Source organism: Pseudarthrobacter sp. As-47 (assembly GCF_058215595.1).
In genome coordinates this window covers 1,932,356-1,945,286 of record NZ_CM177088.1, presented here as the reverse complement: position 1 = coordinate 1,945,286, position 12,931 = coordinate 1,932,356, and the positions used below count along the sequence as shown (strand labels likewise).

At 66.5% G+C, this 12,931-nt stretch carries 11 protein-coding genes, 1 pseudogene and 1 riboswitch; of the genes and pseudogenes, 8 read left to right on the top strand and 4 right to left on the bottom strand.

The window, feature by feature from the left end; translation table 11 throughout:
• Positions 1-362: 362 nt before the first annotated feature.
• Both AC4BCK_RS08965 and AC4BCK_RS08960 read right to left on the bottom strand, forming a co-directional pair.
• Complete coding sequence (locus AC4BCK_RS08965; RefSeq protein ID WP_306971068.1) at positions 363-875, bottom strand: hypothetical protein; 513 nt, start codon at positions 873-875, stop codon at positions 363-365.
• Positions 872-2,032 carry an MFS transporter gene (locus tag AC4BCK_RS08960; RefSeq protein ID WP_306971067.1) on the bottom strand — a complete coding sequence of 387 codons (1,161 nt, stop codon included), beginning with the start codon at positions 2,030-2,032 and terminating at the stop codon, positions 872-874. The genes AC4BCK_RS08965 and AC4BCK_RS08960 overlap by 4 nt, the downstream gene beginning before the upstream one ends.
• A gap of 757 nt (positions 2,033-2,789) precedes the next feature.
• Between AC4BCK_RS08960 and AC4BCK_RS08955 the strand changes: the two are divergent.
• From AC4BCK_RS08955 to AC4BCK_RS08945, 3 genes and pseudogenes are all read left to right on the top strand, one after another.
• A pseudogene (locus AC4BCK_RS08955) lies at positions 2,790-5,074 on the top strand (heavy metal translocating P-type ATPase).
• A gap of 116 nt (positions 5,075-5,190) precedes the next feature.
• Positions 5,191-5,754, top strand: coding sequence for a DUF2243 domain-containing protein (locus tag AC4BCK_RS08950; RefSeq protein ID WP_306971066.1), 564 nt, complete (start codon positions 5,191-5,193; stop codon positions 5,752-5,754).
• Positions 5,754-5,912, top strand: coding sequence for a hypothetical protein (locus AC4BCK_RS08945; protein ID WP_306971065.1), 159 nt, complete (start codon positions 5,754-5,756; stop codon positions 5,910-5,912). Before AC4BCK_RS08950 ends, AC4BCK_RS08945 begins: the two co-directional genes overlap by 1 nt.
• Here the strand turns inward: AC4BCK_RS08945 and AC4BCK_RS08940 are convergent.
• The gene (locus tag AC4BCK_RS08940; protein WP_306971064.1) at positions 5,909-6,589 is read right to left on the bottom strand and encodes a class I SAM-dependent methyltransferase; all 681 of its coding nucleotides are present in this window, start codon (positions 6,587-6,589) and stop codon (positions 5,909-5,911) included. The genes AC4BCK_RS08945 and AC4BCK_RS08940 overlap by 4 nt on opposite strands.
• Before the next feature lie 614 nt (positions 6,590-7,203).
• Here AC4BCK_RS08940 and AC4BCK_RS08935 point away from each other — a divergent pair.
• The 5 genes from AC4BCK_RS08935 (at position 7,204) to AC4BCK_RS08915 (ending at position 11,879) form a co-directional block, all read left to right on the top strand.
• A complete protein-coding gene (locus tag AC4BCK_RS08935) occupies positions 7,204-8,430 on the top strand; it encodes a PQQ-binding-like beta-propeller repeat protein (protein WP_306971063.1) in 1,227 nt (408 codons plus the stop codon).
• Positions 8,431-8,563: 133 nt separating this feature from the next.
• Positions 8,564-8,719: riboswitch (cyclic di-AMP (ydaO/yuaA leader) on the top strand.
• Positions 8,720-8,722: 3 nt separating this feature from the next.
• Positions 8,723-9,574, top strand: coding sequence for a C40 family peptidase (locus AC4BCK_RS08930; RefSeq protein WP_306971062.1), 852 nt, complete (start codon positions 8,723-8,725; stop codon positions 9,572-9,574).
• A gap of 198 nt (positions 9,575-9,772) precedes the next feature.
• Positions 9,773-10,513 (top strand): DsbA family protein, encoded by a 741-nt coding sequence (locus AC4BCK_RS08925; RefSeq protein WP_306971061.1) that lies wholly within the window; start codon positions 9,773-9,775, stop codon positions 10,511-10,513.
• Entirely contained in the window at positions 10,513-11,382 is an 870-nt protein-coding gene (locus AC4BCK_RS08920; protein ID WP_306971060.1) for a cytochrome c biogenesis CcdA family protein, read from the top strand. Before AC4BCK_RS08925 ends, AC4BCK_RS08920 begins: the two co-directional genes overlap by 1 nt.
• Positions 11,379-11,879 carry a hypothetical protein gene (locus AC4BCK_RS08915; RefSeq protein ID WP_306971059.1) on the top strand — a complete coding sequence of 167 codons (501 nt, stop codon included), beginning with the start codon at positions 11,379-11,381 and terminating at the stop codon, positions 11,877-11,879. Before AC4BCK_RS08920 ends, AC4BCK_RS08915 begins: the two co-directional genes overlap by 4 nt.
• Before the next feature lie 72 nt (positions 11,880-11,951).
• Here the strand turns inward: AC4BCK_RS08915 and AC4BCK_RS08910 are convergent, their stop codons facing one another.
• On the bottom strand, positions 11,952-12,746 hold the full coding sequence (locus AC4BCK_RS08910) for a GntR family transcriptional regulator (protein WP_306971058.1): 795 nt from the start codon (positions 12,744-12,746) through the stop codon (positions 11,952-11,954).
• Between the last annotated feature and the right edge of the window lie 185 nt (positions 12,747-12,931).

Here is a 12,931-nt window from a genome sequence, read left to right as displayed (position 1 = left end):
TCAAGCGAACGGGCTCAAGCCCCTCCGCTAAAGCACGGCCAACCCTGGATACTGACATAATTATGCGCCGCAGCTTCCTGGGGCCTGATCTTTCCCGTTTTCAGCGGGCGGTTCCGCAAAGCCGTGGGGCCCGGGCCAGTGGTGTACTCGATGCACCTCGTTTTCCTGCCGTGTCCGGCGGAGGGTGGCTGCAAGGTCGCTAAGCAGACGTGAGGGTCGGGGGCTGCGGTGGGCGGACGTGATGGCCCGTTGCCTGCTGCCCGGAGTGGGCGCCGTCCGGCCGCACCGGCACACCGTGCCCGGCGCCGGCTGGACAATCGGGTCCGTGCCCTCCCGCGGGGCCGCTTGCACTTCCCACCCGTTCAGCGCCGCGGCAGCCTGGCGGAAAACAACGGGCGACAATCAGTGCAGACATCGACGTCGGAATCCTGCGGTCCGCGGGCCAACGTAACCTTGCGCTCAAGTTCCAGCCGGGCATACAGGGCCCAGGCCATCACGGCCAGGGCCAGCAAGCCGACTATGCCCTGGACCGGCGGCAAGGCTTCCCTGGGCGAGCCCGCCCAGATCAGGCCGAACACGCCCATGAAAGGCCACCGCAGATCGCAAAGGGTAGGTGCCGCACCGATCGGCGCGTCCGTATAACTGCCTGCCAGGAAGCCGGCCAGGATCGACCCCGCACCTACCAGGGCGTAGCCCGCCCAGCCGGTTCCGGCGCCGAAGACCATACCCGTGGCGGCCGTCAAAAAGACGGCGGAGGCAGCCGCCGCGATGACGGTCACCGTTACCCGCTTCCGCGACCAGTTGCCGAGCACCTCCGGCAAGTGCCGCAGGCGGCCGCGGCGGACGCTCTTCCTGTGCTGTCTGTTCACTGTCATGGCTGCTCCTGGTTCCGGATGGACTGCCGCGGCTGCAGGGCAGACCAGGCGATGACGATGGCTACCAGGGCCAGAGAGATGAACCCGAGACCCGAGTACCCGGCGACGGCCAGCACAGGACCGGCCAAAGCCCCGCCGGCGGCTCCGGCGGCGTTCATGCCCAGATCCGAGATGCCCTGAAGTGCGGGCCGGTCCTGCAGCTGCGCCGACTCGGCGACCAGGGCCGACCCGCCGACCACGGACGCGGACCAGCCGAGCCCCAGCAAAATCAGGCTCGCAGTCACGGCGCTGCGGGAGTCGGCAGCGACCCCGGCCAGCACCAGCGAAACCAGCAGCATCCCCTGACCCACAAGAATGGTGCCCAGCGGCCCGACCTTGTCCGACATCCAGCCGAAAACGGGAGACAGCGCGTACATGCCTGCGATGTGCAGACTGATAGTCAGTCCCACCACGGTGAGGCTGGCCCCATGGTCGCGCAGGTGCACAGGGGTCATGGACATGAGCGCGACCATCGTGGCGTGGCTGAGGGCGACGGCCGCTACCGCATAACGGGCCCGGGGGGTGGTGTGCAGAATCTGCAAGCCGGTCCGGGGTCGGGGCGCGCCAGAGTCCGGCACCCGGGAGGACATCGCGGTCAGGAGGGGGTCCGGCCGCAGGCCCGTCAAGTACACGACGGCGGCGGCAAGCTGGGCGGCCACGGAAAAGGCAAAAGCCCCTGTCAGCGGGGGCAGGCCAAGGGCGGCGCCGACGCTCTCGCCCGGATCGAAGAGGTTCGGACCCAGGACAGCACCGATCGTGGTGGACCACACCACTGTCGAGAGGTCCCGGCCCCCGGACCCGGGCCGGGACAGGTCAGTTGCGGCGAAACGGGCCTGCAGATTCACCGCGGAACCTGCGCCAAGGAACATCAGGCCCAGCAGCAACAAAGGAAAGAGCCCCAGGGCCGCGGAGGTGATGGCCGTGGCGGCGCCGGTACCCGCGATCAGCGCGCCCAAGGACAGCGAAATCCGGCGGCCGCGGGCTCGCGCCAGCCGGGCCAACGGGACGGCGGCGAATGCGGCGCCCAGGGTACTCATCGTGGCGGCCATGCCGGACCAGGCGTTGGACCCGGAGAGCTGCGAGGCCAACAGAGAACCCAGGGACAAAGTGGCTCCCATGCCGATGCCACCGAGAATCTGCCCACCGACCAGAACCGGAATGACACGACGCTGGAGCCGCTGGTTCCCCGTCCCGGGCTCGCCGGAAAAAACGACCAGGCCATGGCTCCAGCCCCGCCCAGGTCTCAACCCTTCCGACCGCTCCTCCGAGCCCATGCCGATCCTCCTTGCGTACTCCCCCGCCCACCGCGTACAAGCCGATATACCCTCAGGGGTATTGTAGTACGCAACGCGTCCAAATCCGCCGCCACCACGAAGCGGAGGCATCTGCGCCGGGTACGGAACGGACCCGTCCCCGTACCCCGCAGGATATGCGCCCCGTCGGCTTGCGGGATCCCTCCGCCCCGATGGGGGGCGTGCTGCCGAGGTGCGGTCCTCAAGAGGTCAACGCCACACTCCCCGCCACGGTCCTTGTCGGGGCCCCTTGAGAGATTCGAAGGCTAAACGACCACAACGTTCCAGGGGAAGGGCAGACCACCCCCGAGTTGCCATATATACCCCCTGGGGGTATATATTGGCTTGTGATAGGCGCCGCCCGGGCAGTTGTGCCGGTATCCGTTAGGGCGCGGGCTGGGCGTAAACCTCCCCGCCTCCGCAACTGCCGGGTACCCGTCGCGAGCATGATTTGTGGTCAATTGCACCCGGTGCGGCCACGGCGCCCTGCACCATCCCAACCGTCCAAGGAGCCAATGCTGTGCTTAATGAGCAAATTCTGCACCAGCCCGAAAGCCGGGTTATTGAACTCGACATTGAGGGCATGACCTGTTCGTCCTGTGTCGGCCGGGTCGAGCGCAAGCTTGGAAAGATTGACGGCGTGGAAGCCCTCGTCAACCTGCCGCTGGAATCCGCCCAGGTGACGGTTCCGGCGAACGTTACAGACGAGCAGATCACCGCCACGGTGGCTGCCGTCGGGTACAAGGCAACAGTCCGGCGGGCGGCCTATCCAGTGGGCACGATCGGAACAATGCCGGATCCGGCGCCTGCAGGACCGGCGGGGTCAATCCCCGCACCGCCGGCGGATGGGCCGCCGTCACACCCAGCCGGCAAGCTGCGTCCCCGGCTGATTGTGGCGGCCATCCTCACCGTCCCGGTGTTCCTGGTCTCCATGGTCCCGGCGCTGCAGTTCCCCAACTGGGTTGGGTGGTGGGCGTGCTGGCCCTGCCGGTGGTGACTTGGGCGGCGTGGCCGTTCCACCGGGCCGCCGCCATAAACGCCCGGCACCTCGGGTCCACCATGGACACACTGGTGTCGATCGGGGTGACCGCAGCCTTCCTGTTCTCCGCATGGCAACTCTTTGCCGACCCCACGATGACAGCACATCCGCAGGCAATGGAGGGCATGGAAACCGGAGGCCTGTACTTCGAGGTGGCATCCGTCGTCACCACATTCCTGCTGTTGGGCCGCTACCTGGAGGCCAACGCAAGGCGTAAGGCCGGCGATGCGCTCAAGGCCCTGCTGAACCTCGGAGCGAAGGACGCTGCCGTGCTGCGGGACGGCGAGGAGGTCCTGATCCCGGCCGGCCAGCTCCGGGCCGGGGACGTTATCGTGGTCCGCCCAGGTGAGAAGATCGCCACCGACGGCGTAGTCCTGGAGGGAACCTCTGCGGTGGACGCCTCGCTCGTAACCGGAGAATCAGTGCCGGTCGAAGTAGGCCCGAACAGCCCGGTCACGGGCGCAACGATCAACACCTCGGGACGCCTCCTGGTCCGCGCCACCCGGGTAGGTGCTGACACTACCCTTGCCCGGATGGGGCGGCTGGTCTCCCAGGCGCAAACCGCGAAGGCCCCGATCGCCCGGCTCGCTGACCGCATCAGCGCGGTCTTCGTCCCCGCGGTCTTCGTCCCCGTGGTCCTCGTCCTTGCAGCCCTCACCTTCGCCGGCTGGCTGCTCGCGGCCGGCCCGGCCATCAGCGACGCCGAACTGCGCGCCGCCTTCACCGCCGCAGTAGCGGTGCTGGTCATCGCCTGCCCCTGCGCACTGGGCCTTGCCACACCGGTGGGGCTGCTCACCGGCACGGGCCGCGGCGCCCAGCTCGGCATCCTGATCAAGGGCCCGCAGGTCCTAGAGGACACACGCACCGTGGACACCATCCTGCTGGACAAGACCGGCACGGTCACCACCGGCCACCTGGCTGTCGACGGAACCCAGGCGTTTGCCCCGTTCACCGAGGCCGAGGTCCTGCGCCTGGCCGGGGCGGCGGAGGCCGCCTCCGAGCATCCCGTCGCCCGGGCTATTGCCGCGGCAGCGCTCACCGCCGAACAGCAAACCGACAGCGCCGCGCGGCTGCCGGCCGTGGTCGACTTCCGATCAGCACCGGGGGGCGGCGTCATGGGTGGCGTCGACGGACGCGACGTCACAGTAGGCCGCTCCGGCTGGCTGCAGGAAAACGGCGTCACCGTCTCGGGCCCACAGCAGACTGCCCTGGCCGCCGCCGAAGCCGCAGGGGCCACCGCGGTCTGGGTGGCCGTGGACGGCCAGCCAGCCGGCATCATCAGCCTGCGCGACACCCTCAAACCCGGTTCCGCCGCCGCCATCGCCCGGTTCCGCGAACTGGGACTGCGGCCCATCCTGCTGACCGGCGACAACGCAGCGGTGTCCAACCAGGTCGCCGCCGCCGTCGGAATCCCTTTTGAAGACGTTTTCGCAGGTGTACTGCCTGAGGGCAAGGTCGAAGCGGTCCGTTCGCTGCAGGCCGGCGGCGCGACGGTGGCTATGGCCGATGACGGAGTGAACGATGCTGCAGCGCTGGCCCAGGCTGATCTGGGCATCGCCATGGGTTCCGGCACTGACGTCGCCATCGAAGCCGCGGACCTTACGGTGATGGGCAACGACCTTGGACAGGTCGCCGATGCGATCGAGCTGTCCCGCCGGACCCTGGCCACCATCAAGACAAACCTCTTCTGGGCCTTTTTTTACAACGTGGTCGGTATTCCGGTAGCAGCGCTGGGGTTGCTCAACCCGATGATCGCCGGCGCGGCGATGGCGGCCAGCTCCGTACTGGTAGTCGCCAATTCGCTGCGGCTGCGGCGCTTCGGCAAGTAACCTGCCGGGGAAGTCGAACCAAGCCCGGCCGGGTGGGCGGGCTTGGTTCGACGGCGCCCAGCGCCCGGCCTACTGTGTAGAACAACAGAGCAGGTCTCACGGACTCAGGAGCGGGCATGGCCGGTACGGCGAAAGCAGATCCCCGGAATCACCGGGACGCCCCCACCTCAATCATGCTGCCCGGAGTGGTCCTTGGCGTCGGGCTCGGTGGCTTCGTGGACGGGATTGTGCTGCACCAGATCCTGCAGTGGCACCACATGATCTCCAGCTCCGATACCGCCAACATCGACATCGGTTCCTACCCGGTCACCACTGTCCCCGGGCTGCAGATGAACACCCTGTGGGACGGTATCTTCCACGCCGTCACCTGGCTGGCGGTGCTCACCGGACCCGGGATCCTGTACTCCCGGATCACCGGATCCCGGGGCCGGATCTGGACCTCCCGGGTCCTGTGGGGCTGGATCCTGGTCGGCTTCGGAATCTTCAACATCGTCGAAGGCCTCCTGAACCACCACATCCTGGGCGTCCACCACGTGATCAGCGGCGAGTACCAGACCCTGGCAGACATCCTGTTCCTGATCTCCGGGGTGCTCCTGATCGGAGGCGGGTGGCTGCTACAGCGCTCCGCCCCGGCCGTGGACCTGGCGGCGGCTGAACGTTCTGCCGCCGCCGGAAGCTGATGATCCCGGCCCACAAAACCCACGCCCAGCACGGCGCCGGGGCCCTGGAAGCCGGCCTGCCGTTGTTTCTGCTCGCGGCTCTGGTGCTCGGCTACCTGGTGGGGCACAAAACCCTCCCGGTCACTCCCCTCTGCCGCCTGACCCCAGCCCGGGGTTAAACGGGGCCTTTGGCGTCAGGGGCTGCCGCATGGCCCAGGATGTGGGCGACTGGCGGCACCAGCGGGTGGACCGAAAAGCCAAACCTCTGGTTGTCCCGGACGGTGAACCCGGCCTCGGTGATGGCCTGCAGGGTGTCGCGGTTCGGGTGGCAGCCGCCGGCCATCCGCTGCCAAAAGGGGGTCAGCAGGTCCTCCGCCGCCGCAAGGACATTATGTCCGGACCGGACGTGCTCATAGAAGGCCAGCGTCCCGCCGGGCCGCAGCACCCTGCGCACCTCGGCCAGGGCGGCGGACTGATCGGAGACGCTGCACAGGACAAGGCTGGTGACCACCGCGTCGGCACTGGCATCCGGAGCCGGGACCGCCTCAGCTGTACCGGCGGCCACACGCACCGGAACCACGGCGGACGCCGCAGCTGCCTTTGCCAAAGCCCTCAGATAGTCATCCGGCTCCACCGCCAGAACATCAGTGACCGTGCGGGGGTAAAGCCCGAACGAGGACCCATCGCCGGCGCCGATCTCAACTACGCTCCCACTCAGGCCCTGCAGCAAAGTCCGGCGGTGTTCAGTCCCGCCCCTGCGGTTCATCCCCTCCACCGCACGCGCATAGGCACGGGCAAAACGAGGATGCTGCAGCTTGGCCGGCCCCGCCTGGGCCTCCGGATCCGGGCCGGTCACTGACCGGGTTCCTTTACCGCGTCCCGAGCCATCCCGGCCCCGCAAGGGCACCAAAGGAAATTCCGACCGTTGTAACGCTGACTGCACGGCATGGGCTGCTCCTTGAATCGGCCTGCTGAACGCCGCCGGCCGGATCCCTGCCGGCAGTCCTACCCTGACGGTGACCGGACCAGCCGTCAAGGACAAGCCAAACTGCGTCGGTCCACCACAGCACGACGAAGACAGCTCGCCGGCCAGGAAAGGAATCCTTTGTAGCACACCCATCCAACGGAGGATGTCATGAACAGCCAGCACCTGTACCGCCACCCCCTGCCCGGCACATCCGAGGATGAACCCTGGGCACCATTGGCAACTGGTGCGCGTACGGGTTGGCGAATGGGTTGTCCGGAGTACGGATCACATCCTGATGCAGGCGCATCCTTCCAGTTGCCGCAGGGCCGGGAGGTCGACGGCTGTCGGCATGTGGTCGATGCCGGGCAGCAGATGGTGCAGGGCGCTGCGCCCGCCGAGGGCAGGCTGTCTTCACACGGTCCAGATGTCCGCGAGTGCTTCCACCCCTTCCGACCCCACGACCCGGGCTAAGGTATCAGTCGCGTGCTACCCTGACTTCCGAAATGTCTAAACATATTGGAGGAAGTGTCGCAGTCGGCGTCACACTGGCGGCACTGCTCGGCGTGACGGCTTGCCTCCCTGCCGCGGAGCGGCCCGGCGCCAAGCGTGTCGATATCGGTGAACCGCCCACAACTGCATCCGTTTCAGCCCAAAGCGGACGACTGTTCCCGGGCTTTGACATCACCTCCGAAGTGGAAACCGACAGCACCCCGTTTGCCGTCGGAAAGACCTTTGTCGGCTCTGCCTTCCCCCGGGATGACCGTTCCCGGCTCAGCTTTTACGGCTTCGACGCTACCGGCACCACCTGGCGCGTGGACACCAACCCATCCTGCGTTGGAACCGTGCCAACACAGGTTGGCGGCGAAGCGGCGATTGTCATCCTCGACTCCGACGCCCGCAAGGATAGCTCAGGCCGGGTCAGCATCACCGTCGCCACGGCCTTCTCCGCCGCGGACGGAGAGCCCCTCTGGGGGCCGACGGAGGTTCCCGGCCCGTCCCCGGGCACCGGCCTGGTTTTCGCCAACACTCCCAAAGCGCTCACTAGCGAGAGGACACCCACAACGTTGCTCGCCGCCGACTCCGGCACAGTCGTCGGCGAACCGGCCGGAACAGCCCTTTATGAATATCAAGGGACCGCACTGGAGGGCGCCGCGGACAGTTTCTCCGCCCTCGACAGCGGCACGGGCGAAACGCTTTGGAGTACGGCGCAGTTGAGCCCCGGCCCCTCCGTTGCCGGGGCCGGGGCCACGGCCCGGTTCGAAGGCGCTTACGGTCCGTCAACCGGAGGCCTGGTGATCCTGGAATGGGCCGACCCCGCGGGGGCGGCGGTGGCCGTCGTTCACGATCTCAGGACCGGCGCGCCACTGGGCAAAGTTGAGGGAACGCCTTCGGGCATGGCCACCGTGGATGACTCCACCCAAACAGTGCTTCTGACTTCACAGCGGACAGACGGCACCCACAGCATCACAGCAGCCCGTCCCCGCGGGGGCATTCTGTGGAGCATGGAATCCAGCAGCCCGGCCGTGGTATCAGCCGCCGGCGCGGGAATGGCCTATGCACAGGTCAACGGCGAAGCGGCCAGGATAGACCTTGATTCCGGGACCATCCTGGCCTCGGGTGATTACGCCCTTCCCGTGGCCGTACTCCCCGACGGAACCGCCTTGTTCCCCACGGACCAGCCCGGCACGTATGCGGTTGCAGTAGCCCGCGGAACGTCCGCTACAGGGTAAAAGTTCCCGGCATGCAGCGCCGCGCCGACTTCCCCTAAATGTTTATACATTTGTGATTTTTCCGTGTAGATTGGGCCCGTGCCGCCCACCAGGCGCTGCACCCTTGGCTTGTTACCGAACCCTGCCGCCCGCCAAGGACCAAACACCACAAGCTCCGGCAGGGGCGGGGGAACCAAAATACGGATTCGCAGTGAATCCTTGGGGTTAAGCCGCCGGCATCAACGGCCGGCGGCCGGGTGACTCCCATCCGCATCCGACAGCTCACCTCGCAGGTATCGGGAGAGGTTAAGCAATGTCAAAGAAAAACGCCCGCCACAGGGCCGCCACCAGCAGCTCGCTGGCCACCATTTCACGAAGCGTTTCCAGCCACAGCGGAGCAGTGGGCCGCCAGGCCGCCCTCGTCGCTGTCGGATCCGGGCTCGTGCTGAGCATGGCCGTCCCGGCCCAGGCGGGAGCCACCGCATCGGACCCGCAGGGGGAAACTGCTTCAAGCACCATTTCCTCCCCGGCAGGAACTCCCGGCCAGGCGCCCGCACCGGGGGCCTCCGTCCACACCGTGGTCGCTGGGGAGACCTTAAGCCAGATAGGAGCGCTGCACGGAATCTCCCTGGACGCCATTCTGTCGCTGAACGGTCTTCACATGGCCTCCATCATCTATCCGGGGGACGTCATAACACTTTCCGGGGCAGCGGGCACCCCGGGCTCGGCACCGGCAGCCGCTCCCGCGCCGATCACCCCCGCAGCAGCCCCCGGTATGCCGTACCAGCCTTCGGCCCTGGTGCCGGCGAGCACCGGTGGACAGAAGCCACCGTCTTCCCTCAACCGGGCGATTCTCGACGCGGCACGGGCCCAGATGGGTGCCGTTCAGGACTGCACGGTCCTGGGGGAGGTAGCCTTGCGATCGGCAGGGATTCAAGGGGTCGGGGATGAATCACCCGAGTCTTTGATGGCTTATGCCACCCCGGTGTCAACCCCGGAACCCGGTGACTTTATCTACTATGCCGACGGCGGAATGGGGTTCTCGCATAACGCGGTTTACCTCGGTGACGGGCAAGCCATACACAGCGGATGGAACGGCAATCAGACCGTCGTCTTCAGCGTGAACGTCGGTTCCGGCCCCTCCTACTACCGCGTGAACGCCTGACTCCTGAAGTCCGCGGTGCCTGGCGGCCGCACACTGGCCGCCAGGCACCGCCTCACACCGCCTGACAACTGAGCCGAAATTTTCCAGGCGCACCCCACAGTCCGGATCCGGACTTTACACGCCGATGGCCGGGCCCGTACCGTCAATAAGACAAAATGTATAAACATTTAGTATTTTTTGCCAGTCTCAGGAGCCAGCATGCCATCGCCCACCCCCACCGGCACTTCCCGCCACCGACCCTGGACCATAGTTGTTTCCGCCCTCGCGGTGGCCGTCCTGATCCTGCTGGTGGGAATTTTCGCGTATCAGGGAGGGGCGTCCCAGGGGGCCAGCGGCTCCGGAGCCGCGCCGCAGGGATCCGCAGGATCCGAAAGCACGCCGCTGGATATGTCCCGCAGGACAGCGGACGATCCGACAGCACTCGGCCCGGTCGACGCCCCGGTGGTGCTGGTCGAGTATGCAGACTACCGCTGCCCGTTCTGCGGGCTGTTCTCCCGCGATACCCTGCCGCCATTGGTGAAAAAATACGTCAAGAGCGGTGACCTGCGCGTCGAGTGGCGTGACCTGCCGGTCTTCGGCGATCAGTCCACTATGGCTGCCGTGGCCGGCCGCGCAGCCGGGAACCAAGGCAAGTTCTGGGAGTTCAACAAGGCAGCTTTCGCCATCGCCCCCGAACGCGGACATGCCGATCTTTCGCGGGAGCGTCTGGTGCAGATCGCAAAAGAGTCCGGCGTACCGGACCTGACGCAGTTCGAAGCCGACCTGGACTCCGAGGAACTGCAGCAGGCCGTTGCCAAGGATGCACAGGAAGCGGCATCCCTGGGCGCCACCGGAACACCCACCTTCCTGGTCAATGAGACACCCCTGATCGGTGCGCAGCCCTTGGCAACCTTCGAAAAGGCCATTGACGCCGCGCTTAAAAAGGCCGAATCCCAGTAATGGTTATCGGATACGCGGGCGCGTTTTTGGGGGGCATCCTCACCCTGTTGAGCCCCTGCTCGGCCCTGCTGCTGCCGGCCTTCTTCGCCTACGCATTCTCCACCAGGACCCGGCTCGTCGCGCGGACCGCCCTCTTCTATCTGGGCCTGCTCTCCACCCTGGTGCCGCTGGGGGTCTTCGCCGGAACGCTCGGGTCTCTCGTGACCCAGCACCGCGGCATCCTCATCGCCTCAGGCGCCGGACTCGTGATCGCACTGGGCCTGGCCCAGGTCGCCGGACTCCGGATGCCGTCACTCCTCCGTAACAACGCCCGGACCGGTTCATCCCGTCTTTCAGTCTTCGCACTCGGCGCTGTCTATGGCATCGCCGGGGTATGCACGGGACCGATTCTTGGTTCCATTCTGACCGTGGCGGCAGTGGGCGGTAACGCCCTGTACGGCGGGATCCTCCTGGCGGTCTACGCGCTCGGGATGGCACTGCCCCTGTTTGCGCTGTCCCTGCTGTGGGACAGGCTCGGCATTCCGGGCCGCCGCTGGTTGCGGCCACCGCCGGTAACCATCGGCCGGTGGTCCAACTCCTGGGTCATGATCATCTCCGGTGCCCTCTCCATCGGCATCGGGGTCCTGCTGCTGGTCACAGACGGCACCGCAGGGCTTGGCGGAGTGCTCACCGTCACCGACCAATTCCAGCTCGAATCCACCGTCAGCGGAGCAGCTTCCGGTGTTCCGAACACCGTCTTCGCGCTCCTGGCCGCGGCCATACTGGCAGTCGCTGCCGCCCTGTACTTCAAGAACCAGCGGAACGACCGTCCCGCCGGCAGCGATGCTGAGGCGACGTCAGAAGCAGCAAAGAACGAGGAGAACCGATGAGCGCGCGAGTGTCGTTGAAATCAGCTCTGGCCCAGTGGCCCGGCCGCCGCTGGCAGGCCGCAGCCGCAGCCGCAGCCCTCACCTATCTGGTGATCGCAGTACCCACCGAACTCATCGACACTCCCCTGTTCAGCCGCGAGATCCCTCCCACCTGGTGGTCCTTCCCGGTTCTGGGAATTACAGCGGCCCTGACGGGGCTGGTCGTTGCTACCTACGTGGCCCGCATCCCGGCCCCGGCCGCCGAAGGCAAAGAGCGGTTAGGAGCAGCCGGCACCATCGTCTCGTTCTTCGCCGTCGGATGCCCTGTCTGCAACAAGCTGGTACTCCTGGCCCTGGGAAGCTCCGGTGCGGTGCAATACTTCGAGCCCCTCCAACCGCTGCTGGCCGTCGGTTCCATCAGCTTGTTACTTTGGGCCTTCCTTAAACGCGCCACATCCGAGGATCGGTGCCCCGTCCCGCAGCCACAGACAGCGGCCGCTACCCCGGCTGAAGGGTAAGCAGGATACCGGCGCACTGTCCCGCTGCCTTGCCGGCGCCGTTTCACCCCACCCGGCCGTCCCGCGTCCGTGCTAGTCACGGCTGCCCGGAACCGCCTTGCACCCGAACGCCGTCGAAATAGCGAACCTTTCCCCCAGCACATAGCTGCGCCTGAACTCCAGCGTCCGGGCCCGGTAACATCCGGTCCGCTCGATGAGCAAGAGCGGGGTGCCTTCCGCACATCCAAGATGACCGGCCTGCGCAGGGCTCGCTGCGACGGCGGTGAGCTGCTCAGTGCCGCCATCGAGTACGATGCCGCAGCGGCGGTCCAGTTCGCCATACAAAGCGGTGTCTGTGAAATCCACATTGACCAGCTCCCCAGCCACCTCGGCAGGGAGCCAGACCTGGTCCAGTCCGATAGGCTCCCCGTCGGCCAGACGCACTCTTGATAGGTGAAAAAGCTCCGCCTGTTCACCCAACGAAAGTCGTGCCGCCACCGCCGGGTCCTGAACGTTATGCTGCTCCAGCACCACGCTGCTGTGCTTCATTCCTGACTCACGGATGGAGGCTAAAACGCTGTAAATCGGCCCATAGGCCGTGCTGCTGCCGGCCACTACCGTCGGTCTCTGACCGGGATGTGCGGTGATGTGCCCCGCATCCCGCAATGGCTTCAACGCAGCCCTGATAGTTCCCCGGCTGACCTTGTATCGCTGCGCCAACTCCAGCTCACCGGGAAAGCCTGAATCAAACGCCCCACCCAGGACCGCGTCCAGCAGATCAGCGCTGACCGTTTTCCACAACGGACGCCCGCGTGCCTTCAGCGCGCCCCGCGCGGGGTCTACTGATTCCGCCGCTCGGACTGATTCGGTCGCAATCGGTTTAGTCACAGGAGACCTCGGCTGAAGCGCTGTCATAGTACGACGTTACTTCAGGCGGGCGCACAGCGCTTCTCCGTACAGTGTCTCTTCAGCAGGCAGCAGCGGGAACCGGCTGAGTGCGGTTGGGAAGTTAGCCATTGCCCACGCTGGCGCTCACTAACGCCCTTCCCCCAATTCTGACCCGCGACGAAGCC

What these genes read in the sequence shown, in the direction of transcription:
- AC4BCK_RS08965 (WP_306971068.1), bottom strand. Translation starts at nt 875, where the DNA reads ATGACAGTGAACAGACAGCACAGGAAGAGCGTCCGCCGCGGCCGCCTG.
- AC4BCK_RS08960 (WP_306971067.1), bottom strand. Translation starts at nt 2,032, where the DNA reads ATGGGAGCCACTTTGTCCCTGGGTTCTCTGTTGGCCTCGCAGCTCTCC.
- AC4BCK_RS08950 (WP_306971066.1), top strand. Translation starts at nt 5,191, where the DNA reads ATGGCCGGTACGGCGAAAGCAGATCCCCGGAATCACCGGGACGCCCCC.
- AC4BCK_RS08945 (WP_306971065.1), top strand. Translation starts at nt 5,754, where the DNA reads ATGATCCCGGCCCACAAAACCCACGCCCAGCACGGCGCCGGGGCCCTG.
- AC4BCK_RS08935 (WP_306971063.1), top strand. Translation starts at nt 7,204, where the DNA reads ATGTCTAAACATATTGGAGGAAGTGTCGCAGTCGGCGTCACACTGGCG.
- AC4BCK_RS08930 (WP_306971062.1), top strand. Translation starts at nt 8,723, where the DNA reads ATGTCAAAGAAAAACGCCCGCCACAGGGCCGCCACCAGCAGCTCGCTG.
- AC4BCK_RS08925 (WP_306971061.1), top strand. Translation starts at nt 9,773, where the DNA reads ATGCCATCGCCCACCCCCACCGGCACTTCCCGCCACCGACCCTGGACC.
- AC4BCK_RS08920 (WP_306971060.1), top strand. Translation starts at nt 10,513, where the DNA reads ATGGTTATCGGATACGCGGGCGCGTTTTTGGGGGGCATCCTCACCCTG.
- AC4BCK_RS08915 (WP_306971059.1), top strand. Translation starts at nt 11,379, where the DNA reads ATGAGCGCGCGAGTGTCGTTGAAATCAGCTCTGGCCCAGTGGCCCGGC.